The organism is Bacillus sp. NPDC077411, from assembly GCF_044543425.1.
In the GTDB taxonomy this organism is placed as follows: Bacteria; Bacillota; Bacilli; order Bacillales; family Bacillaceae_G; genus Bacillus_A; species Bacillus_A bruguierae.
Genome location: NZ_JBITWA010000005.1, coordinates 89,494 through 111,029 on the forward strand (window position 1 = coordinate 89,494; position 21,536 = coordinate 111,029).

A 21,536-nucleotide genomic window follows, 5' to 3' on the forward strand; every position below is an offset into this window, starting at 1 on the left:
TGGCGACAAAAAGTACATAAATCCATTTTGTTTTTTTCAACATATAAGTCACTACTTTGTAGAACAAAACATGACCGCTACTTGCTTTCACCCTTTATTTTATACATGTGATAGGAAAAGGACCTGACCGCTTGCTTCTATGTATAGCCAGATGCTCTCGCCCCCCTAAAAAGAAAGGGTTTTTTTATGTCGTTTTTTCAATTTGTATTTATATACTAAAAACGCTTCTATTCTTACCCTATCTTTCAATTTCTTACTTAGCTAAAAAACATACTCACATTTAGGCTTTTTTTTCATATGATATTTCAAATTTATCTTTAGGAGGAGAAATTATGAGTGATGAAAAAAAACCTTCACGTCCACAATTTCGAAGTTACTTAAAACAAATTGATGACTTTTTCGAACAGACTCCGCTTCGTGATGTTATTGCTGATATGAACCACTTTTTCCAAAAAGGAAACCGTTTAGTAACATTTCCAGTTGATTTATTTGAAGTGGAAAAGGACATTGTTATAAAAGCTGAACTTCCTGGTATTCAAAAACAACAGATTCAAGTTGAAATACAAGGTGAATACTTAAAAATTGCCGTAAAAGAAGATGTTTTAGACGAAGAAATGAACGAATCATATAATTATTATCGCCGCGAACGCACAATGTCAGAAGCTTCTCGCGTTATAAAATTACCGTATCCCATTAACAAAAAGCAAGCAAAAGCTTCTTATCAAAACGGCATTTTAGAAATTCGTGCACCAAAGCTTCCACAGCAACATGATATTTTATCGATCGAATAAGAAAAGAATGTTAAGTTAATCGTCTTCTCTTCAAATAGACAATAATCTAAAAATCCCTCCAGATAAACAATACTGAGTCCATCATACTAGATGGACTCTTTTTTACTGTCTATCCAAAAGGGATAACCAATTTATATCCTTATTATCGTGTTAAACGCCTAATATCACGTAATATATCATCATATGGTGTATTATTCATTCCACTATATTCCTTCATCACTTTTCCGTTTTGATCCACTAAGTAAAATTTTGTACCATGTAGAACTTGATCTTGATTATCTGGTTTATCAACTAACGTTTTAAAATTATTTTTCGCAAACTTCTCGATGTCATCCTGCGAATAACCTGTTAACAAATTCCAATTCTTCGTATCCTCAGTAAATTTCTGCACAAATGCTTTTAACTTTTCAGGCTTATCTACCTCTGGATCAACACTAAATGATACAAATTGAACATCTAGTTTTTCTTCTTTTGCCAATCTTTGCAGCTTAGCCATATTCGCTGTCATCGGCGGACATACTGTTTGACAGTTTGTAAATACAAGATCTGCTACCCACACTTTTCCTTTTAAATCTTTTGTACCAAATTTTTTACCATTTTGATTTATGTATTGAAAACTTTCAACATCCCAATTTAACGGATTTCGAAGTTTCGATCCTGAACTACATCCAGCTAAGAGTAGCAAGCAAAAAGCGGTAAGAATACCAATCCATTTTTGATATCGCTTCATTCTAGAACACCCTTCTCTCTTTCAATTTCTTCTATCCCATACTAACGAGCAGTAAAGGCCTCCTACTAACGGAAGTTTCACTTTATTGTAACAAAGGTAAACACTATGAGGGAACTGTTTACTTCACTTGTTCACTAAATCGTACTAATTTTTCAATTGCTTCTTCTTTATGAAATGTACTAAACCACCTATAATTTTCACCGTCTAAAATTCGATAATGTTGACTAACAATGTTTTGTTGTAAACAGAAATCTCCTCTTTTCTCAATCTCTTTCCACCATATATGTCCACCCATCGTTTTTTCTTTTTTATACTCCATTTGATGGTGAGCGATTGTTTGGACAACTTCAAGAGCAGAGCCTCCAAATGCAGACTGCACGATTTCGCTACTTTGAAACAAGGCACATATCGCAACAACAGTCGTCCACGAAGGCAAAATGCGCTCTTTTTCAATTTGAACAAGCGTCTTTTTAGAAAGACCTAAAATCTCTGCCATTTCTTCTTGTGTATAATTATATTCTGTTCGAACCAGCTTCATTTTTTTCGCAATTATTAGTACGACTTCGTCTTTATTCATTTGAACACCCCTTCTTACTATGTAAATAGTATCTTATTGTATTTTTATACTTTTTTAATACTTAGTCAATTTTCTTTCCTTTTGTGTTTTTCAAGAAATTTGAGATTACTTTACAATTGATATTGCCTTCATGCCAATTGGAGTTTATGAATCTGAATGGTTTCGCATATTTTCCTAGAAACAGCCGTGCAAGCATTTTTAGCCATGAAGGAAAAAATTTTATCCCGCTATTCGTAGGCAGTAAGACCCCGATTGGTGAGGGCTTTCCATCAGTGGGGGATGAAAAAAACCCCCACTGATGGAAGTTTCACTTTATTTCAATATATTACAGTGCATTCCCACTCGCAGATGAAACGCCCAAAGTAGCTATCACAAGACTTCATAACAATTGGAATTTACGAATGGTCCCATAGGAACAATTGCATGTTTTATTTTTTGAGAAAATATATACAGCCTCTTCTCCTTCCGTTCAAGGAAAAAAGTAGATAGAGAAAATTTGTATGTATAGCACGCAAAACCAGTGCCTGTTTATGATTAATATGTATCCTGCACGAAAAAAGCTACTTGAATATAATCAAGTAGCTTTTTCCTATTCTGCAAAATAAGAGAATCCAATTGCGCCAACGCCTGTATGTGTACTAATAACCGGTGTTGTAAAGAAGATTTCTGATTGTGTAAATCCACTAATCTTTTCAACTGCTTCTTTCATTTTCTGCGCTAACGGTAATGATTTTGCATGTGGAATCGCAACGGCTTTTACTGTCTTACCAGCTATATCTTCTTCAAATATTTTCGCTAATGTTTTTACGATTTGTCCTTGACTACGTACCTTAGCAATCGGATTATAGACTCCGTCCTCAATACCAGCAATTGGCTTAATATTTAATAAAGACCCGATCATTGCTTTTCCTTTACCGATACGACCGCCTTTCACAAGGTTTTCTAACGTATCAACAACAACGAATAAACGTGTGTTTTTTCTAACTTGTTCAATACGTTTTAAAATCTCTTCTAAAGAACGACCTTCTTGTGCCATTTTCGCTGCTTCAATTACTTGATAAGCCAAAGCGTGACTAATAAATAAAGAATCCACTACTGTTACTTTTGTATCTGTCATCGTTGTTGCACTATTTGCCGTTGCAACTGATCCGCTTAATCCATTTGTTAAGTGGATCGAAAGAACTTGACTGCCGTCCTCTCCTAAGCGATCATACATTTCAACAAATGAACCAACTGCTGGTTGCGATGTTTTAGGTAATTCTTCTGATTTTTGCATTTCTTCAATAAACTCATCTGGTTGTAAATCTACGCGATCTAAATAAGTTTGTCCGTTCACAGAAATTGATAATGGAATAACATGAATATCATATTTCTCAATCACATCTGGTGATAAATCCGACGTTGAGTCTGTGACAATTTTAATTTTTTGCATGTTTTATTTCTTCCCTTTCCACTACGCTCTCCCTGTTATTATACTAGTATTCCCACTGCTTTCAACAGTTTAAGGTAATTTTCTGACGAAATTCTTGTTTTTTATGTCTAAAAAAGAAAACGGTAGAGCACTTTTGCTCTGCCGTTTTCTTATGCATTTTTTTCTAACGTATTTATTTCATATACATTTGAATAATCATTCCATTTTAAGCAATTCTGCAAATATTCTCGAAATGAGTACGAAAACCTTGGTTGCTTTTGTTTTTGAATTTTAGAAATAAAGAGCTGAAGACGCGACTGAATTTGAAACGCTAATGGGTGCTGTGTTTGTAGCACAGGGATTTCAACCACCTTTACACATTTTCCTGTTGGATGAGTGAAATAAAAACTCTTCATAATCACGATATCAATCCTCTTTTTTTTGGATTTATAATGTTAGTATAAACCGACAAAGGCAAAAAGTTTGTCTAAATTTTGGAGAAGCATTAATTTTTTTCTTTTTTATATTGTATACGCTTACACTAATAGTATAACAAAGAAATAAAAAAAGTGCCCGTCATAAAGAGGCACTTTTCGATGAAGATTGCAATTCTCGTTTTACTTTTCTTTTATATACAATTTTTGACATTGTAATACTTAATTCATAAATTACCAACAATGGAATTGCTACGGAAAAATCTGAAATAAAGTCAGGTGGTGTAATGCACACCGCAATGACAATTAATATAAAATACGCATATCTTCTAATTTTTTGTAGTGCTACTGGATTTAAAATTCCAATGCTTGTTAAAAACATGGTTACAACAGGTAATTCAAAAATCACAGCAAATGGTACAGTCATGTTCATAACAAAAGAAAAATATTTCTCTGTTGTAAACATTGTTTGAAACATTTCATCACCGAGACTAACCAAAAAGTTCAGTACAAATGGTAGGATAATAAAATATCCGAAACATAGTCCACCAATGAATAATATAAATAATCCTGGTACGTATAATAACGTCATTTTCCGCTCATTTGGAAGCAATGCTGGCTTGACAAATAACCATAGCTGCAGGGCTGCAATTGGAATGGTGCATACGATTGAAAACACAGCCGCAATAACAAAATAAATCCATAAAATATCGCTCGGTCCAAGAACTGTTAATTTCATATGTAAATCTTTTACAATAAAACTATAAATCTCTTTCGTATAAGAAAAACCAATAATAAGGAAAAATAAAAATGCCACTGCTGTAATAAGAAGTCGTTTTCGCAACTCTCCAAGATGATCTACTATGCTCATTTCGTGATCGTTCATATTCTCACCCATTTCTCTGGTCACTGAAAAAAAGATGCAAGCTTCTCTTACATCTTTAGTCCCTCACAAACGGACATAGGCATCCGTTTGATTCGACTAACAATCAGCAGGAACTCCCCCTACTGATAAAAACTTCATTTTTTCTCATCTATATCATCATGCAAACCTTTTGCAGATTTTTTAAATTCTTTTAAGGTTTCTCCAAACGCTCGTCCAATTTCTGGTAATTTTTTCGGTCCAAAAATAATTAATGCTAAAATTAAAATTAAAATTAATCCTGGAAACCCAATATTCGGCATACTGCTTCCCCCTTATTTTCAATTAACTTCATTTTGTCAAAAAAGTCTGTAAACGTCAATGTATCCGCTATCTTTTGTCGAAAAAATTTGAAAATATAAATTTCGTACATTTTTCATTTCCTATTCCTTTTGTATATGATATGGTGAAAGAAACTATATTCCTCATTGGACTACATGAGAAAGGAGTCGAAACATGACTCAAAAAATGACTCGAATGACTCAGTTTGTTAAAGAAGAAATCGCAAATGCAATTACACATGGCATCGGTGCCATTTTAAGTATCCCTGCGTTAATTATTTTAATTATTCACGCATCAAAACATGGAACTGCATCAGCAGTTGTAGGATTTACTGTATACGGTGTTAGCATGCTTATACTGTATGTATGTTCAACACTATTACATAGTATCCATCATCCAAAAGTAGAAAAATTATTTACTATTTTAGATCATTCTGCCATCTATATATTCATCGCTGGCACATATACACCATTTTTACTCGTTACTCTGCGCGGACCAATAGGCTGGACATTACTTGCGATTATATGGATACTTGCAATTGCAGGAATCATTTTCAAAATATTTTTTGTACGTCGCTTTATTAAACTATCAACCTTATTTTACGTCCTAATGGGATGGCTCATTATCGTTGCTATTAAACCATTATATGAAAACTTAACAGGTAGCGGCTTCACATTATTATTAATTGGCGGAATTTTATATTCTGTCGGTGCCATCTTCTTCCTGTGGGAGAAACTCCCGTTTAATCATGCAATTTGGCACCTCTTTGTATTAGGTGGAAGCACGATGATGTTTTTCTGCGTATTATTTTATGTATTGCCTGTAGCATAAAAAAGGTCTCAGCTTTTACTGTAGCTGAGACCTTTTTTACTCACTTTTTTAGCTGACTTGCAATGATATCTTGCGTATATTTCGTTAATTCTTTAATATCCATATTTTGATATTGTTCTGCTGTAATTGGTTTCGAAATTGTGATCGTTGCATGCGCCGGCTTCATTCGATTGCCATTCGCTTCAAACATCTTATAAGTTCCGTCCAATGTTACAGGTAAAATCGCTACACCTGCTTTTACAGCAAGATGAAAACTACCAGCCTTAAATTCTCCCATTTTATCACCCTTGCTACGAGTGCCTTCTGGGAAGATAACGATAGAATGTCCTTGTTTTAACAACTCAATCCCATCTTTAATCGCTTGTAACGATTGACGGCGATTCTTGCGATCCATAAATACACAACTCATCATTTCCATCCACGTTGATACAATTGGAAATTTTTTAATTTCCGCTTTTGAAACGAATCCAATTGGTTTATTTAAATAACCTAGTAAAACTGGAATATCCATGTCACTTTGATGATTACTTACAACGAGTACCGGTTTATCTTGTGGTACATTTTCCAGTCCATTTACTTGTATTGTTGATCCAACTACACGAACCATCTTCTTGCCAAACCAGTTTGTTGTTTTATACACCAGCTGATCTTTTTCTTGCGGTGATAGTGTATGTACCTTTCGTTTTATACGCCACATTCTTGGCGTAATACCAATTACAATTAAAATTAAGTACAAAATCTTAAAAACTGTTTGAATCATATAGAACCCCCACATATTGTCATTCCGTACTTCATTATACTAGACAAACGAAGGAAAAAGAAGAAAAAATGTCCAAACGGCAAGCGTTTGGACATTTTTCATAATATGATAGATTAAAATTGTTTTGCTAACTCTTGTGCTTTTTCAATAGCTCGTTCTTTAATTTCAGGTGCTTGCGTAGGATTTGCACTCATACCTTCTACAGCAATATATTCTACATCCGTTACACCCATGAAGCCTAGCATTGCTTTTAAGTGGTTTCGACTAAAGTCCATTGCTGCGTATGGTCCTTCCGAATATACGCCGCCTGTCGCTTGGATATGAAGAGCTTTTTTACCTTCTAATAGACCAATTGGACCATTTTCAGTATATTTAAATGTTTTACCTGCTATTGATAGGTTATCTAAGTATGCTTTTACAACTGGTGGATAGCTCAAATTCCACATTGGTGTTACAAATACATATTTGTCTGCGTGCATAAACGTTTCTAAGTTTCCGTTCATTGCTGCAATTTTTTGTTGTTGGCTTTCACTTAATGTTTCAAAGCCTTCTCCTGCCCCAAGTTTTCCCCAAGCAGCAAGCACTTCACCATCAATTGCAGGTACATTTGTATGGAATAAATCAATTGTTATAACTTCATCTTGTGGATTAGCTTGTTGGTAAGCTTCAATAAACGCTTCTCCTACCGCCATACCGAATGATACTTCTACTGGATTTGGATTTGCCGTAATAAATAATACTTTTGTCATGTTCATTTCTCTCCCTTGTTCATAAATATCTTCAATTTGAGATTTTCAATATAAAAAGTAAATCACTTACCTTATGTAAGCAATAATACCTAATTAATATTTTTTTGTCAATAAAAAATAGCTGCTTTTTTTTAGTAAGTAAATAACTATATGAAATTAGACTTCCATCAGTAAAAGATAAAAAAGGAGCTACCTCGCTTATGAACGAGACAGCCCCTTTTCTATTACTTTTGAAATACATGCTTTACTTTCTCAGCTGGAATACTACTTCCGCCTCTTCCTTTTACATCTTCAATCATCATTGCGACAATCATATTTGGAGAATTTGCATCAAATGCAGCAAACCACCCTAACTCTTTACCATCGGCATCTTTTGATTCTTTTAATTCAGCTGTTCCTGTTTTTCCAGCAAGTGTAATGCCATCTAATTTTGCAATCTTACCTGTTCCTTCTGGATCATTCACAACTTTTATTAAAGCATTTTTCAAAATATCACTGTTCTCTTTAGATACCACTTTTTCTTTCCACGCCTTTACCTGTTTTTCGTCTTTTACAAGGTGCGGGGATGGAATATTTCCTTCATTCACAATTGGCGCATACGATAATGCAACGTGAAGAGATGACATTAAGACTTTTCCTTGACCATATCCTGTATCAGCAAGTCCAATATCATCTTTTATACCATCTTTTGCGACTTGCGACGTTGCAAATCCATATTCAATTGGTAACTTTTCACCAAGTCCAAATTTCTTCGCTTCCTCTACAAACTTATCTTTACCAATTTTTAATGCTTCCTGTGCAAAATAAATGTTATCGGAATACATCATTGCTTTTTCAAAATCAACTGGATTTGCATCTTTTACACGCGTTACATAGTAGTTACCCCAAGAAGAATCTTTTGCCCATTTTACACCATCAATTTTAAGAGATTCTTTCGGATCAAGCACTTTTGTTTCAAGACCAATTGCTCCTGTAATCGGTTTAAAAACAGAACCCGGTGCGTATACTTGTGTAAAGCGATTTGTCATTGGCTTTTTTGAGTCATTATTCAAAGCATCTCGCTCTGCTTTCGCTGACTCTCTCATCATGACATTCGGATTGTATGATGGACTACTTACAAGCGCTAATGTTTCCCCTGTTTTCGGATGTACTGCTGCACTTGAACCAGCTTCACCCTTCATTTCTGCATAAATCTTTTGTTGCAAATTTCCATCAATCGTTAATGTAATATTTTCGCCATCTTTCGCTTGTTTTTTAGCAAGCTCTTTTAGCTCTTTTCCTTTTGCATCGGCAATATAAACACGTCCGCCTTTTTCACCGCGAAGTTTATCTTCAAAGACACTTTCAAGGCCTGTTCTTCCAATCGGCTCATCAGCCTTATATCCTTTTTCTTCTAATTTTTTCAAATCCTCTGCATTTACTTTACCCATATAGCCCGTTAAATGAGCGGCAGCTTCTCCTAGAGGATATGTCCGAGCATTTACAGAGCGTATTGCGACACCAGGCATAGAAATGTAATCATTTTCATTTGCACCTTCTGGTAAAGTAGAAAGTGGCACATAGTAACTTGGTTGTACCCACTTCGCTGTTAATTTTTTTTCGATATCTTCAACTGGCATTTGTAATAATTTCGCTAACGTTTCTTTCGTTTGCTGTGCCGATTCACCTAACTTCCCAGGGACAACTCCAACTTCTGCCGCTTTCCCATTTGTCGCCAATCCGTTTCCATTCCTATCATAAATTTCACCGCGCTTTGGCGAAAATGATTGCACCAGTACTTTATCATCTTGTTTCATGGTTGGAAAAATAAACGATGGATTCCAATCAATTTTCCAGACGTCCTTATCTCCATCCTTTTCTTTCACAAGTTTTGCCTCATTTTCAAACGAAATCTTTCCACCGATTGTATCCATACTTACTTTAAAAGGTACATTCGCATTGTTTTTCTCATCTTTTTTGTCTTCTTTTTTCGCTTCTGCTGCTACTTTTAAATTTTTCACTGCAATACCTGTATAAACGTTTTCATATTTCTTTACAAAATCATCTTTTGTAATTGACTGCTTTGCCTCTTTCGATAACTGTTCATACATTTTATCAAACTTTTTTTCGTTCCATGCTTTTACATATGTATCCATCGCTTGTTCTGGCTTTTCTTCTTTGCCACAGCCTACTACTAGTAGCAATGAAAAAATAAGAAGCATTCCCCATATCTTTTTCACATTTTCTCCTCCTTTATATCTCGATACTATCATACTATAAAAATCCAACTTTACAAAATTCACCCAATATAAAAAAACGACACAATATGCGCCGTTCTTTATATTACCAGTATAACATTCAAAAAATTTTTATATAAGGCTTTATTTTTATTGATTCCTTGTAACTACTCAGCCATACATTTCATTTAGAAGCTTGGTAAAGAGTATAATTCCAACGAAAATACGCTTCCCTATAATTGCTGCCATGAAGATAAAAATGGACCTACGCCTTGCTACCTTGCGCGTGGCAGGAAAAGGCCCTGACCGCTCCTATACATAGCCAGTCCCTCCCTGGCCACTTAAAAAAATGCTTTTCTATCGGTTTTTCATAGAGTGACCGAGTAGTTACGATTCCTTAATATATATATATATATCCAACTTAACTTTCCAACACACAAGTCGCCGCCCTGCTGAACAAAACATAACCTGCTACTTTCTTTCTCTCTTTGTTTGAACTTCGCACGTGGAGGAAAAAGGCCCTGACCGCTTCTACGCATGGCCAGACGCTCTCGACCATCTAAAAAGAAAAGGGGGTTATGTTAGGTTTTTAATTTTGATATATGTATAAATACAAATTAAAAGATCGATATAAAAGACCTCTTTCCTTTGTTTCTCAAACAATCAATCAATTCTTTGATCCAGTTAAACAAATTCCATCACCGGCAACAGCAAAAGAAGATTGGTATGTAACACACCAATCTTCTCTCCTTATTTCCTTCTATCATACACATGATAAGCATATGTATATGGATTTTTCTCATCTGTCACGCCTTGTGTTGCAGATATTTCTTCCCACTCATTGTAGTTTATTTCGGGGAAAAATGTATCACCTTCAAATACCTCTTCAATTTGTGTAATATACAAGCGATCGGCAAAAGGAAGCACTTCTTTAAAAATTTCTGCACCGCCAATTACAAAAAGTTCTTCATTCATTTGCTCGTCCATTTTCTTCACATCATCAATAGAATGAATGACTTCACAGCCTTCCATTTCATAATTTTGATTACGAGTTAAAATGATATTCGTTCTGCCAGGTAAAGGTCTGCCAATGGATTCAAACGTTTTTCTCCCCATAATAATCGGGTGACCCATCGTCACTTTTTTAAAGTATGCCAAATCTGCCGGTAGATGCCATGGCAATTGGTTGTCTTTACCGATTAGTCGATTTTTATCCATCGCTACAAGTAATGAAATCATATATATCCCCCTATCTTTGTTTACACAGCTACTGGTGCTTTAATTGCTGGATGTGGATCGTATCCTTCTAACATAAGATCATTCATTTCAAAATCAAAGATAGACTTCACATCTGGGTTTAGCTTTAACGTCGGGAATGGACGCGGTTCACGTGCTAATTGTTTTTCCACTTGTTCAAAATGATTTGTGTAAATATGAGCATCACCAATTGTATGAACGAATTCTCCTACTTCTAAGCCACACTCATGGGCAATTAAATGTGTTAATAAAGAATAACTCGCTATATTAAATGGAATACCAAGGAAAATATCACCGCTGCGTTGATATAACTGACAAGATAATTTTCCATCTGCCACATAAAACTGGTATAACGTATGACAAGGTGGCAACGCCATACTTGGTATATCTTCTGGATTCCATGCAGACACAATAAGGCGGCGAGAATCCGGATTTTTCTTAATCATATCAATTACATCTTGTAATTGATCAAGCGTTTCCCCAGCAGTCGTTTTCCATGCACGCCACTGCTTCCCATACACATCTCCTAAATTACCGTAACGCCCTGCAAATTCGTCATCTTCAAGCACTTTTGTTTTAAACAATTCCATTTGCTCTTCGTACTGCTTATTAAACTCTTCATCTTGCTGGGAACGAAGTCCAAAATCTGTCATATCCGGACCAGTGTATGCATCGCTCTCTACCCAGTTCTTAAACGCCCATTCGTTCCAAATATTATTATTATGCTGCAGCAAGTACCGAATGTTCGTATCACCTTTCATAAACCAAAGAAGTTCGCTCGCTACTAAACGAAACGGCACACGTTTTGTCGTAAGTAACGGAAAACCTTGACTTAAATCAAAGCGCATTTGATACCCAAATACAGATACTGTTCCTGTACCAGTGCGGTCTTCTTTTCTCGTACCGTTTTCCATAACATGACGGCACATATTTAAATATTCATACTCTGCGTGTTTCATCAAGTAACCTTCTTTCACAATTGCTTTATGTAACATTATTTTTTCCTATATGGAGTTTATCATATATGCCTTCGAATTTCACACGGACTTTTTTATAAAAACTCTTTAATATAGAATACACACGCAAAAACTCAGTATTAAAAAATTTTTCATCTTTACAATCTGACATACTTTCGTCAATTTTTCTTCTAAAAAGAAAAAGGGATTTCCCATCCGTTTCAAGAAACTATAGTGCGGTAGTAAATAATATATGAGTGGAGGTTTTACTATGCAAAAAACTGAAATGCCTCTTACAAGTAAATTACATACGACAATCCAAAACATGATGAAAGAATTGAACGTCCCAGGAGCTGCAGTGGCCATCGTAAAAAATGGTGAAGTAGTGTTCTCAGAAGGTTATGGGTACCGTGATACAAAAAATAAAAAACCCGTTACACCAAAAACACTATTTGCAATCGGTTCATCAACAAAAGCTTTTGGTACTTTTTCTTTAAGTTTACTCGCGCAGCAGCAAAAATTTAATTGGGATACACCTGTACAAACGTATATTCCAACTTTTTCACTTCACGATCCGCTAGCAAGCGTACAAACAACCGCTCGCGACCTAGCATCTCACCGCACCGGTGTCAGTCGCCACGATTTACTATGGTATGCAGCCTCCTTAAGTAGAAAAAACATTGTTGAAAACATTCGCCACTTAGAACTAGATGCGCCGTTCCGTTCTGCGTTTTTATATAACAACTTAATGTATGCCACAATTAGCTCTATTGCAGAAAACATTACAAATGAAACATGGGAACAATATGTTACAGAACATCTTTTAACCCCACTTCAAATGGAACGTACAAACTTCTCAGTTACCACTTCGCAAAAATCAGATGATCATGCACTTCCTTACATTGAGAAAGATGGAAACATAACAGAAGTACCTTTTTGCAACATTGATACAATCGGTGCTGCTGGATGTATAAACTCTAATATAGAAGATATGGCAAAATGGGTGTTACTTCATTTAAATAAAGGAAAAGTTGGCGAACATGAATTACTTGCACAAGATTTGCTTGAACAAATGTATACACCGCACATTCCAATTCCAAATGATCCAATGTTTACTATACCGGAAACACCATTAAACAGCTACGGTCTTGGCTGGTTTATTACTGCCTATCGCGGCCATAAAGAAATCCATCATGGAGGGAGTATCGACGGATTCTCAGCTCTTGTTTCTTTTATGCCAGAAAAAAATGCCGGTCTTGTCGTACTAACAAATTCCGGTCATACATTATTACCTTCTTACCTCGCACATCAAATTTATGATGAATTGCTTGGATTAGAACCAATTGATTGGCATAAACGTGCAATAGAAGATACAGCAAAGCTTAAAGAAATAATAGAAGAAATAAACAAACCGCTACCACAAGTAAAGGAAACTGTTCTTTCCCATCCGTTAAAGGATTATATCGGAACATTCGAACACCCTGCATACGGTACAATTGAGGTACACAAACGAAATGAATCATTATATTTTAAATTTGCGTCATTTGACATTGAAATGAACCATCACCACTATGATATGTTCAATACGAAATGGAATGTTTTCCAAGCAGAAATGGACATATTAATTTCTTATGAAATGAATCCAGCAGGTGAACTGCATGAACTGAAAGTACACTTCCCAGCAACGTTAAGCACAAAGCCGCTTCTGTTTACAAAAATAGAAAAATAAAATTTTAGTTAAGAAAACGCAGGGCCTTCGAAACCCTGCGTTTTTTATTCAATCATTTTCTTCTATAACTCATGCATCCATGAGTTAAGAACAAACCTCATATATATAAATGCAAATTGAAAAACGGACATAAAAAACCTCTTTTTTTATGTGAGCGAGAGTAGGTCATATTTTGCTTGGTGTCGCAGCGACTTCTATGTTGAAAAATGAAAATGGATTTATATATTATTCCCTCTCTTTTACGAACCACAGTCGTAAGTTTTTCCTCTTGAATCCCTCTCCCTTATTCCTATCAAAACCTAAATGTCACTGTATTCTAGTTACTTCAGGCAATATCTCACCAATAATCCCCTTCATTTGATGAACTCCTAAATCTGTATTTGTCATAATAACTACACCTGTTTCTAAATATGGATAAGCAACGAGCATACATTGAAACCCTATTCCCCAACCAAGTGACGAAAATTCAATTCCGTGTCCTGAGCCATCCAGAAAAACAGCTAAACCAGCCCATTCCTTACAACCTTGTGAAGTAATGAGTTCTTTTGCCTTACTTTCAGAAAGACCAATTTTACTTTTACCTTTTAACGCATTTATAACTTCAATTAGCAAAATTGCCAAATCTGTTGGCGTTGTCCAAAGTCCGGAAGCTGCTGGATATGGATAAATCGGATATTTACTAGAAACGACTTCGCCTTTTTTATTATGACCACAAGAAAATAGTCCACTTCTTTCTGTTAATGTTGTTTGTTTGAATGTACTGTTTTTCATATGTAACGGTTCAAATATAAGCTCGTCCATTAACAGCTCAAAAGGTTTACCACAAACATCTTCTATTTGAATACAAGCTAATAAGACTGGAGATAATCCAACTTGAACTGCAGTCTGTGTTTGTAATTTGATAAACATTGTATTTGATGCAGTATTACTTCCTGTTAAAAAACCTATATAAGGAAGGACGAGAATCTTTGCCTCACAAAGGATGAGGGAAAATTCTGATAACATTATGTTATGTCAACCTCATATGAATGAGGTATTCGTGTTTATAAATTATGTTGGACAAGCATACAAGCAAAAAAAACTCCTTTTTCATTTAATATACTAAATATAAATAAAGGAGTTTGATAATTTATGGTACCACCAGGACCACCATTTAAACCAGTATATGGTTCCCTTTATGGAGATGATTCTAGTATTCCTGTCACTCCTAATGGTATAGTTGATTTTAAGATGACGGGACCATCATCCGGAACAATTCTAGATCTTGCAACAAATACTATTACTGTTTTAAGTACGGGAGTTTATAGTATCGAATTTAGTATTGTTATTGCTATAGCTGTCAATGCTAGCGCCCAATCCGAAGTTGTGACAGTTATTGCAAATGTTAATGGCGTAGATGATTTGACAAGTTTTGCGGCTTTTATAATAAATCCTTTTATAATCAATCCAATAGATAATGCTTTTCTAACTATTGTATCGACCCCATCTAAAACCATACAGCGAAATCTCAATGCAGGAGATCAAGTATCTCTTCGTTTTACTTCAGTTGCTGGTGGTGGTTCAGGAGTTTCCGGTTATGACAATCCTTCACTTGTTGTTACAAAAATTGCATAAGGTGAATGAAACAAACAAGCAATGCTCCTTCTAGGCATTGCTTGTTTTGGGATGAAAGTCTCTACTTTCCTATTACATCCTTTTTGATGTATTTCTTAATAAGAAGTGAATCATTCTTGCTAATTTCAGTGTTAAGAGAATTTCCGATAATCTTGATCATAGTATCCTCTTCTAGTTATAGTTTGTTTAACTAATAGAAGTCATTCTACTTATACTCCATTTACATCTCCATATTCGGCGCATACACAACTTCTAAGATGTAACCGTTTGGATCATAAAAATCTACTGTATAATATCCTTCCGAATACTCTTTCACTTCGATCGGACCACGAATGATTGTAGCCTGAACATTATGTAAAAAACTTGCTACTTCATCAACTACAGAACGATTCATTGCTTGATAACAAATATGTCTTGGCCCTAATGTTCGTACAAGCTCTGCATCAATCTCTTTAAAATAAATTTCTGTTTTCCCTGTACTAAAAGCTGTTTCATTTAGTTGTTTCCAGCCAATAATCGAAAATAATTGACGATAAAATTCAATAGACTCCTCTAAGTTTGCTACCCAAAATTCAATATGGTGAATACCTGGTTCAAACGTTTTTTCCGACATACTCCCTTGCTCCCTTTCCCGCTTCACATTATTTTGAATGTACAACACTTACAATTTCTTCTGGTACATTCGCTATGTAATTCGGAGATTCAGCCTGTACCGTTTCTATCACATCATATCCCCAGCTTACCCAAATCACTTCTACACCAATTTTTTTGCAAGATACAATGTCTCGAAGCTCATCTCCTACGTAAATCACATCTGAATTTTTTAGTTTGTTTGCTTTTAAAAATTTCTTTATTACCTTGTCTTTTCCGAAAATATTGTTAGAACAAAAAACATCATGAATATAATCAATTTCATTTTGACGTAAAAATTCCCGAATATGCTCCTCAGCGTTCGAGGATACAATGACAATTTCATAGCCGCTCTCTTTCAATGCCTGCAAAACATCTCTTATTCCATCGAACAAAGTAAGATTTTGAATCGATGGTTGATATAATTTATAGAACTCTAATGCTATCATAGGAATTTTATACAGAGGCACGTGAAGCAATTTACATCTCTCTGGAATTGATAACTTCCGCAATGCTTCAACATCCTCTTCTTTTACTTGTTTAAAACGGTGTTTCTCTGCTATTTCATTGAAAATAGGGATAAAAATATCTTTAGAATCCACTAATGTACCATCAAAATCAAACATAACATATTTATTCATCACCAATACTCCTTGTTATCATTTCTTTTATATTATTTATACTTATGAATTCTCTTTCAAATCGATATAACCTTTTATTCATAAAAAAAGAACAAGGTATATCTCCCTGTTCTCCTTTTTTATGACAGCCATTGCGGCGGTGTATTCGTATTCCAATAAATATCACCAAGCTCATGGTGTGCTGTAAAGTTATCATCATAACGATGGTAATGAAAATTAAAATAATAACCATCTTGCGGAGGATGATCTCGTCTGACGTGAAAACGAAGTAAGTCATCACCAGTTTTTGTATCATAAACATGAAAAATCTTTTCATTTTTTCCACCGGCTGGTTTTTGTGAAATTGCTAAAGACTGTAACGAATCTTCCGGTGTATGATTCGCAAGGTTTGCAAGTGCTTCTTCTATTTTCGGCAATATAACATCTCTAAACTCATCTTCAATTACTGGGCCGATTTTTGATCCGAATTTCTCTATTGATTGCCGCTCAGCTTCCTGCATCGCATAGGAAAGAAATGCTTCTGAACTTATATCGCTTGACTTTTCATCCAGTGTATACGACGGTTGCTCTAGATTTTGTTGTTTTGTAGGCTTGTCCGCTTTTGCAGTATCAAGCAGCGCAGAAGGAGGTGTTACTAATCCAAATGTAAATACAGTAATTAACGCGACGAGTGTCTTTTTCATCCAATTTGGCATGTTGTATCCCTCCCTTTCTTTTTATATTTTTATAACTATTTCTTCTATTATACAAAATGATGCCAATTTTTGCACTTTACAATTTTAATAACGTTAACATCATTTGAATATGAAATAGTAAGATTTCATATAATAAGTATCATTCCTCAATTTTACTAGGAGGTTTTCCATTTGAACCTTGACCTTCTCTTTTCAGCCGTAAGCATTTGTGTTCTCATTTATTTTATGTATGTGTCGATTACGGATTAACAAAAAAAGAGCTATTCAGCTCTTTTTTTGTTAGGAATAAATAAAATCCATACTGTTAATCCAATGACAATCCCTGCACAAACTACAGCAGGAATCATATAAAATTGAGCTAGTGCTGCAATGCCATATACACATAAAGCTGGTATAAAGAGATATGCCTTTGCTTTCTGTGAAAGCCACAGTATCTTCCCTTCTGAACAATATAACTGTAAAAATAGTTTTCCAGAAAAAACTTTCCATTTGTCACTTGAATAACGATATATTGCAAATAACGCAAACGAAATAACGATTACAGTAATCCACCACGGCGCACGCCAAATGACAATTGCGCTTGCAAAGATAACCTGAATGTAAAAGCCACTTGCATCACCCGAACGAAAATATTCCTTTAGAAAAGCTTCAATGATTCTAGCGTCATTACTATTTCCTAGTAATATACGTTTAGAACGTGGAAATAACCAGGGCTTCGCTGCATTTGTAGGTTTTTGTACTTGACCCCCAAGTGCCATAATTTGCGTTGTCCATCTCATTTCTTCTCCTTTTTCTTTTTCGATTTCTTTAAAGAAGAAGCGATAGTACTTCATTTTTTCTTTTACTAGGAAAAAACTGATGATAAGGAGAAAAACAAAAAACAAAATCGTGTAAAAAGGCTGCTGTAATATATATCTACATGCCAGTCCTACATATACAATACCTAAACAAAAGAGAATATTTTTAATAATGATCACTTGCCACTGTTTATGAAACCGAACATCAATATACCGTTGCAGCAAAGAAAGTGTGAAACGAAAGTATGTTAAAAATACAAAGCAGAAAAAAGCTTGTATACCAGTTCCATGCAGACTTTTCAAAAGGATGGGTAGGAATAATATTGTTACAAGTGCACTTGTGAAGCAAATACGACAAAATGAATATATCATTCCATATTTCATCATTTGTTTAATCCGATCTGGAAATTGAATTAAAAATAAACTGTCTGCTTGTTCCAAAAATGACCGCACACTTCTTGAGTACGTTGAAATGTAAAAAACAAAAAGTCCGATAGACAAATATAATACATCTTCATCTTTTGGTCCATTTTTCCAAAGTGAAGCGTAGTATATCCAGCTAAATACAAGTACTGGAACAACTGCATATAATGCAATCGTCCAATCAACAACAGATTGCACTGCCTTCCATTTTCGTTTTATCTCATGAAACAACCTTTTATAAAATAGTGTTCTGATCATGTTGCTCCCGCCTTACAATGACATCAAAACAATCTAACAATGTACCTTCTGGCATGTTAGCAAGCGTTTGAATACTACGTAAATCTCCATTTGCAAATAACGTTCCTTCTGAAATTAATAAGAAACGCTCACATATTCTTTCTGCTGTATCTAACACATGTGTGCAAAGTAAAATACCTGCTCCGCGCTCCTTTTCTTTATATAAAAAATTGAGAAAATCACGAGTTGCCGTCGGATCTAATCCAATAAACGGCTCGTCAATAATATAAAAATCTGGTTCTGTTAAAAAAGCTAAAATGAGCATTGACTTTTGTTTCATTCCTTTTGAAAACTTCGATAGATATTCATGCTTATGCTTGTCCATACGAAATGTACGCAACAACTCTTCCGCCTGTATTTCCCAGCTTCCTGATTCAACATCCCTAGCGGCCATTAAAAGTTCAATATGTTCCCATAATGTTAAATAATCATAATACGTCGGATGTTCAGGTACATATGCATACGGATTCTTTTTCTCTCCAAATGAGACCTCCCCTTCCATATGCGCCAATAATCCAAGAATCGCTTTTATCGTTGTACTCTTTCCTGCTCCATTTGCGCCAATTAAAGCAACTAGTTCACCTTGTTCAATTGAAAAGGCGATATTATGTATCGTTTCCTCTCCAGCTTCGTATCCAGCTGATTTTATATTCACTTGCAGCAACTAAATCCCTCTTCCTCTATATAATTACAATAAATTCCTATGAAAATAATAACATATTTTTCAATTAAAATACTTTTCAATCTAAAGGTAGTGAAGATATCATTCATATGCAGGAAAATAACACGAATAATAGAATATTTTATATTATAAGTTCAAAAATCTTTTATTTTGCATTCTAAAACATTTCTAGCAAACGACGAGAAAGGATATTTATTATGACAATTAAACGGAACATCGAAGCGATTTTCATCGACCGTGACGGTACAATCGGCGGCGATACAACGATTCATTACCCTGGAGAACTACAGTTATTCCCATTTACTAAGATAGCTCTAACTAAACTAAAAGAACAAAACATACAACTATTTTCTTTTACAAACCAACCGGGCATTGCTGATGGCAAAGCAACAACAGAAGACTTTATTCAAGAATTAGAAGCATTTGGTTTTGACGACATTTATCTTTGTCCACATCGGCATGGTGATGGCTGCAGGTGTCGTAAGCCTGAAACAGGAATGCTTCTTCAAGCAGCGGAAAAACATCATCTTGATTTAACAAAATGTGTTGTAATCGGCGATCGGTGGAGCGATATTGTTGCAGGTATAAAGGTTGGTGCCACAACGATTTTAGTGCAAACAGGTGCTGGATACGATGCACTGCATACGTATCGTCATAAATGGGCGAACATGAATGCTGATTATATTGCCACAAATTTAGAGGATGCTGTTTCATGGCTCTTTTCACATTCTGAATAAAACGGCATTGCTGTTTTATTCATTCCACTCGTTCTGCATACCTCAACTGCAAAAATACTTAAACCATTTCTCTGTGAGAGGCTTGCACCTTTACATTTTATATCGTGATATATCTAGTTATATAAATCCATTTTCATTTTTCAACATATGAGTCGCTACTATACAGAATAAAAAATGACCCGCACTGGCCGAGGTCACTGAAAAAGTCTATTAAAAGAGAAAAAGAAGATATCCTCCTATTATATATAGGAGGATATCTTCTTTTTAATTTCTGTATATTGATAAAAATTCTGTTACTTACTCAAAGCAGGTGCTTTTTCAGCAGTCTCGCACTTGCTTTCTCCCTTTACTTTAATCCTTGCACGTGGCAGGAAAAAGCCCTAACCGCTTCTATGCATGACCAGATGTTCTCGCTCTCCTAAAAAAAAGGGCTTTTTAGGCCCTTCAACTTGTATTTATATATGAATTTTTATAAATTTAATTCATAATAGAAACAGCGATCATCTCTTATATAACCGTTCCCTACATATAAACGCTGCGCTGTTGCATTATCTACTTCCGTTTGGAGCTTTAACCCTTTTGCCCCTGTCTCTACTGCAAATTGCTTCGCCCTTGCTAACAATTCTTTCCCTACTCCAGTTCCTCTTGCTTCCTTTCGCACAAATAAATCATTTAAAATCCACAACTCTTTCATCGAAACAGAAGAAAAAGAAGGATATAGCTGCATAAATCCAACATATTTTTCATCATCTACTGCCACAAAAATAATGGATTCTTTTCGATCTATACGTTCACGCAAAAATTGTTCTGCTTCTTCCATATTAGAATCTTGTCTATAAAACATACGGTACTCATTAAATAATGATGCTACTCCTTGTAAGTCTTCCATAGTTGCTTGATATATTTTCACTTCTCTTCGCTTCCTTTCCAATAGTTCTTCATTAAATCCGTTGCCCAGTCAGGCTGCTTAATTTCTTCTTTTGACAAAAACTCTTTCATAACTGGTTTCACATCTAAAATAGGGGTACCATCAATCGCATCTAACCCTTGCACAACTAAGCGCTTTCCTTCTCTTCATACTACTTTTACAATCGTAGCACCATCGATTCGGACGATTTTTCCCGCGCTGTGCAAAAATACCCATTTTCGGGTACTCTTCATTATTTTGGGGATGTCTTGCTGTGTACTGAATGTTCTCTTCTCTCATTCTATTAAAATAAAAAATCACTTCAATATGTAAAAATTGTTCAACCCCTTGCAAACTCTCGTATACAAATCTGTCAACTCAATAACAGATTCAATTTCTCCCCACAAATCATCTTCTACATTGATTCAATTATCCCGCTATTTGTGGGCAGTAAGACCCCCACCTCAA

At 35.2% G+C, this 21,536-nt stretch carries 23 protein-coding genes and 2 pseudogenes; 6 read left to right on the forward strand and 19 right to left on the reverse strand.

Features of this window, described 5'->3' with window-relative positions; translation table 11 throughout:
* The first annotated feature begins 332 nt into the window (after positions 1–332).
* Positions 333–791, forward strand: coding sequence for an Hsp20/alpha crystallin family protein (locus tag ACIGHG_RS09020; protein ID WP_090911652.1), 459 nt, complete (start codon positions 333–335; stop codon positions 789–791).
* 142 nt (positions 792–933) lie between these two features.
* Here the strand turns inward: ACIGHG_RS09020 and ACIGHG_RS09025 are convergent, their stop codons facing one another.
* Both ACIGHG_RS09025 and ACIGHG_RS09030 read right to left on the reverse strand, forming a co-directional pair.
* Positions 934–1,521, reverse strand: coding sequence for an SCO family protein (locus ACIGHG_RS09025; RefSeq protein WP_396548155.1), 588 nt, complete (start codon positions 1,519–1,521; stop codon positions 934–936).
* A 118-nt stretch (positions 1,522–1,639) separates the two neighbouring features.
* A complete protein-coding gene (locus ACIGHG_RS09030) occupies positions 1,640–2,098 on the reverse strand; it encodes a helix-turn-helix transcriptional regulator (protein ID WP_090911656.1) in 459 nt (152 codons plus the stop codon).
* Between the two features lie 308 nt (positions 2,099–2,406).
* Between ACIGHG_RS09030 and ACIGHG_RS09035 the strand changes: the two are divergent.
* Positions 2,407–2,508: pseudogene (locus tag ACIGHG_RS09035) on the forward strand (MBL fold metallo-hydrolase); the annotation flags it as partial.
* A gap of 179 nt (positions 2,509–2,687) precedes the next feature.
* On the opposite strand, the gene ACIGHG_RS09040 reads toward ACIGHG_RS09035, so the two are convergent.
* From ACIGHG_RS09040 to tatA, 4 genes are all read right to left on the reverse strand, one after another.
* The gene (locus ACIGHG_RS09040; protein ID WP_090911658.1) at positions 2,688–3,530 is read right to left on the reverse strand and encodes a DegV family protein; all 843 of its coding nucleotides are present in this window, start codon (positions 3,528–3,530) and stop codon (positions 2,688–2,690) included.
* Between the two features lie 149 nt (positions 3,531–3,679).
* Entirely contained in the window at positions 3,680–3,931 is a 252-nt protein-coding gene (locus ACIGHG_RS09045; protein ID WP_336472687.1) for a DUF2535 family protein, read from the reverse strand.
* A 154-nt stretch (positions 3,932–4,085) separates the two neighbouring features.
* On the reverse strand, positions 4,086–4,841 hold the full coding sequence (gene tatC, locus ACIGHG_RS09050; RefSeq protein ID WP_396548158.1) for a twin-arginine translocase subunit TatC: 756 nt from the start codon (positions 4,839–4,841) through the stop codon (positions 4,086–4,088).
* Positions 4,842–4,963: 122 nt separating this feature from the next.
* A complete protein-coding gene (gene tatA / locus ACIGHG_RS09055; RefSeq protein WP_035430399.1) occupies positions 4,964–5,128 on the reverse strand; it encodes a twin-arginine translocase TatA/TatE family subunit in 165 nt (54 codons plus the stop codon).
* A gap of 193 nt (positions 5,129–5,321) precedes the next feature.
* Here tatA and trhA point away from each other — a divergent pair, with 193 nt between their 5' ends.
* Complete coding sequence (gene trhA, locus ACIGHG_RS09060) at positions 5,322–5,978, forward strand: PAQR family membrane homeostasis protein TrhA (RefSeq protein WP_396548160.1); 657 nt, start codon at positions 5,322–5,324, stop codon at positions 5,976–5,978.
* A gap of 40 nt (positions 5,979–6,018) precedes the next feature.
* On the opposite strand, the gene ACIGHG_RS09065 is transcribed toward trhA, so the two are convergent.
* The 5 genes from ACIGHG_RS09065 to ACIGHG_RS09085 all read right to left on the reverse strand — a co-directional run bounded on the left by ACIGHG_RS09065 (position 6,019) and on the right by ACIGHG_RS09085 (position 11,919).
* Entirely contained in the window at positions 6,019–6,738 is a 720-nt protein-coding gene (locus tag ACIGHG_RS09065) for a lysophospholipid acyltransferase family protein (protein WP_336472690.1), read from the reverse strand.
* Positions 6,739–6,851: 113 nt separating this feature from the next.
* Positions 6,852–7,487 (reverse strand): FMN-dependent NADH-azoreductase, encoded by a 636-nt coding sequence (locus ACIGHG_RS09070; RefSeq protein ID WP_396548162.1) that lies wholly within the window; start codon positions 7,485–7,487, stop codon positions 6,852–6,854.
* A gap of 224 nt (positions 7,488–7,711) precedes the next feature.
* The gene (locus tag ACIGHG_RS09075) at positions 7,712–9,706 is read right to left on the reverse strand and encodes a penicillin-binding transpeptidase domain-containing protein (RefSeq protein ID WP_396548164.1); all 1,995 of its coding nucleotides are present in this window, start codon (positions 9,704–9,706) and stop codon (positions 7,712–7,714) included.
* Between the two features lie 747 nt (positions 9,707–10,453).
* Positions 10,454–10,942: a dihydrofolate reductase gene (locus ACIGHG_RS09080; RefSeq protein ID WP_336472693.1), complete on the reverse strand. Its 489-nt coding sequence runs from the start codon at positions 10,940–10,942 to the stop codon at positions 10,454–10,456.
* A gap of 20 nt (positions 10,943–10,962) precedes the next feature.
* Entirely contained in the window at positions 10,963–11,919 is a 957-nt protein-coding gene (locus ACIGHG_RS09085) for a thymidylate synthase (RefSeq protein ID WP_336472694.1), read from the reverse strand.
* 268 nt (positions 11,920–12,187) lie between these two features.
* On the opposite strand from ACIGHG_RS09085, the gene ACIGHG_RS09090 reads away from it, so the two are divergent.
* Positions 12,188–13,645: a serine hydrolase gene (locus tag ACIGHG_RS09090; RefSeq protein ID WP_396548167.1), complete on the forward strand. Its 1,458-nt coding sequence runs from the start codon at positions 12,188–12,190 to the stop codon at positions 13,643–13,645.
* Positions 13,646–13,951: 306 nt separating this feature from the next.
* Here ACIGHG_RS09090 and ACIGHG_RS09095 read toward each other — a convergent pair whose 3' ends face one another.
* Positions 13,952–14,650 (reverse strand): serine hydrolase domain-containing protein, encoded by a 699-nt coding sequence (locus tag ACIGHG_RS09095; protein WP_396548169.1) that lies wholly within the window; start codon positions 14,648–14,650, stop codon positions 13,952–13,954.
* A 126-nt stretch (positions 14,651–14,776) separates the two neighbouring features.
* Between ACIGHG_RS09095 and ACIGHG_RS09100 the strand changes: the two genes are divergently transcribed.
* Positions 14,777–15,259 (forward strand): hypothetical protein, encoded by a 483-nt coding sequence (locus ACIGHG_RS09100; RefSeq protein ID WP_396548171.1) that lies wholly within the window; start codon positions 14,777–14,779, stop codon positions 15,257–15,259.
* A 220-nt stretch (positions 15,260–15,479) separates the two neighbouring features.
* On the opposite strand, the gene ACIGHG_RS09105 is transcribed toward ACIGHG_RS09100, so the two are convergent.
* The 5 genes from ACIGHG_RS09105 to ACIGHG_RS09125 all read right to left on the reverse strand — a co-directional run bounded on the left by ACIGHG_RS09105 (position 15,480) and on the right by ACIGHG_RS09125 (position 19,406).
* Positions 15,480–15,872, reverse strand: a complete 393-nt coding sequence (locus ACIGHG_RS09105; protein ID WP_336472699.1) for a VOC family protein — start codon at positions 15,870–15,872, stop codon at positions 15,480–15,482.
* Between the two features lie 28 nt (positions 15,873–15,900).
* The gene (locus tag ACIGHG_RS09110; protein ID WP_090911673.1) at positions 15,901–16,530 is read right to left on the reverse strand and encodes an HAD-IB family phosphatase; all 630 of its coding nucleotides are present in this window, start codon (positions 16,528–16,530) and stop codon (positions 15,901–15,903) included.
* A 119-nt stretch (positions 16,531–16,649) separates the two neighbouring features.
* Complete coding sequence (locus ACIGHG_RS09115) at positions 16,650–17,225, reverse strand: YpjP family protein (RefSeq protein ID WP_336472700.1); 576 nt, start codon at positions 17,223–17,225, stop codon at positions 16,650–16,652.
* A gap of 260 nt (positions 17,226–17,485) precedes the next feature.
* Positions 17,486–18,703, reverse strand: coding sequence for an ABC transporter permease (locus ACIGHG_RS09120; protein WP_336472701.1), 1,218 nt, complete (start codon positions 18,701–18,703; stop codon positions 17,486–17,488).
* Entirely contained in the window at positions 18,681–19,406 is a 726-nt protein-coding gene (locus ACIGHG_RS09125) for an ABC transporter ATP-binding protein (RefSeq protein ID WP_336472702.1), read from the reverse strand. Before ACIGHG_RS09125 ends, ACIGHG_RS09120 begins: the two co-directional genes overlap by 23 nt.
* A 215-nt stretch (positions 19,407–19,621) precedes the next feature.
* Between ACIGHG_RS09125 and ACIGHG_RS09130 the strand changes: the two genes are divergently transcribed.
* Complete coding sequence (locus ACIGHG_RS09130) at positions 19,622–20,161, forward strand: HAD-IIIA family hydrolase (protein WP_090911681.1); 540 nt, start codon at positions 19,622–19,624, stop codon at positions 20,159–20,161.
* 469 nt (positions 20,162–20,630) lie between these two features.
* Here the strand turns inward: ACIGHG_RS09130 and ACIGHG_RS09135 are convergent, their stop codons facing one another.
* Both ACIGHG_RS09135 and ACIGHG_RS09140 read right to left on the reverse strand, forming a co-directional pair.
* A complete protein-coding gene (locus ACIGHG_RS09135) occupies positions 20,631–21,071 on the reverse strand; it encodes a GNAT family N-acetyltransferase (RefSeq protein ID WP_396548177.1) in 441 nt (146 codons plus the stop codon).
* Positions 21,068–21,493, reverse strand: a pseudogene (locus ACIGHG_RS09140) (SAM-dependent methyltransferase). Before ACIGHG_RS09140 ends, ACIGHG_RS09135 begins: the two are co-directional and overlap by 4 nt.
* Positions 21,494–21,536 lie beyond the last annotated feature (43 nt).

Coding starts and splice junctions, on each gene's coding strand:
- ACIGHG_RS09020 (WP_090911652.1), top strand. CDS start 333: ATGAGTGATGAAAAAAAACCTTCACGTCCACAATTTCGAAGTTACTTA.
- ACIGHG_RS09025 (WP_396548155.1), bottom strand. CDS start 1,521: ATGAAGCGATATCAAAAATGGATTGGTATTCTTACCGCTTTTTGCTTG.
- ACIGHG_RS09030 (WP_090911656.1), bottom strand. CDS start 2,098: ATGAATAAAGACGAAGTCGTACTAATAATTGCGAAAAAAATGAAGCTG.
- ACIGHG_RS09040 (WP_090911658.1), bottom strand. CDS start 3,530: ATGCAAAAAATTAAAATTGTCACAGACTCAACGTCGGATTTATCACCA.
- tatC (WP_396548158.1), bottom strand. CDS start 4,841: ATGGGTGAGAATATGAACGATCACGAAATGAGCATAGTAGATCATCTT.
- tatA (WP_035430399.1), bottom strand. CDS start 5,128: ATGCCGAATATTGGGTTTCCAGGATTAATTTTAATTTTAATTTTAGCA.
- trhA (WP_396548160.1), top strand. CDS start 5,322: ATGACTCAAAAAATGACTCGAATGACTCAGTTTGTTAAAGAAGAAATC.
- ACIGHG_RS09065 (WP_336472690.1), bottom strand. CDS start 6,738: ATGATTCAAACAGTTTTTAAGATTTTGTACTTAATTTTAATTGTAATT.
- ACIGHG_RS09070 (WP_396548162.1), bottom strand. CDS start 7,487: ATGACAAAAGTATTATTTATTACGGCAAATCCAAATCCAGTAGAAGTA.
- ACIGHG_RS09080 (WP_336472693.1), bottom strand. CDS start 10,942: ATGATTTCATTACTTGTAGCGATGGATAAAAATCGACTAATCGGTAAA.
- ACIGHG_RS09085 (WP_336472694.1), bottom strand. CDS start 11,919: ATGAAACACGCAGAGTATGAATATTTAAATATGTGCCGTCATGTTATG.
- ACIGHG_RS09090 (WP_396548167.1), top strand. CDS start 12,188: ATGCAAAAAACTGAAATGCCTCTTACAAGTAAATTACATACGACAATC.
- ACIGHG_RS09095 (WP_396548169.1), bottom strand. CDS start 14,650: ATGTTATCAGAATTTTCCCTCATCCTTTGTGAGGCAAAGATTCTCGTC.
- ACIGHG_RS09100 (WP_396548171.1), top strand. CDS start 14,777: ATGGTACCACCAGGACCACCATTTAAACCAGTATATGGTTCCCTTTAT.
- ACIGHG_RS09105 (WP_336472699.1), bottom strand. CDS start 15,872: ATGTCGGAAAAAACGTTTGAACCAGGTATTCACCATATTGAATTTTGG.
- ACIGHG_RS09110 (WP_090911673.1), bottom strand. CDS start 16,530: ATGAATAAATATGTTATGTTTGATTTTGATGGTACATTAGTGGATTCT.
- ACIGHG_RS09115 (WP_336472700.1), bottom strand. CDS start 17,225: ATGCCAAATTGGATGAAAAAGACACTCGTCGCGTTAATTACTGTATTT.
- ACIGHG_RS09120 (WP_336472701.1), bottom strand. CDS start 18,703: ATGATCAGAACACTATTTTATAAAAGGTTGTTTCATGAGATAAAACGA.
- ACIGHG_RS09130 (WP_090911681.1), top strand. CDS start 19,622: ATGACAATTAAACGGAACATCGAAGCGATTTTCATCGACCGTGACGGT.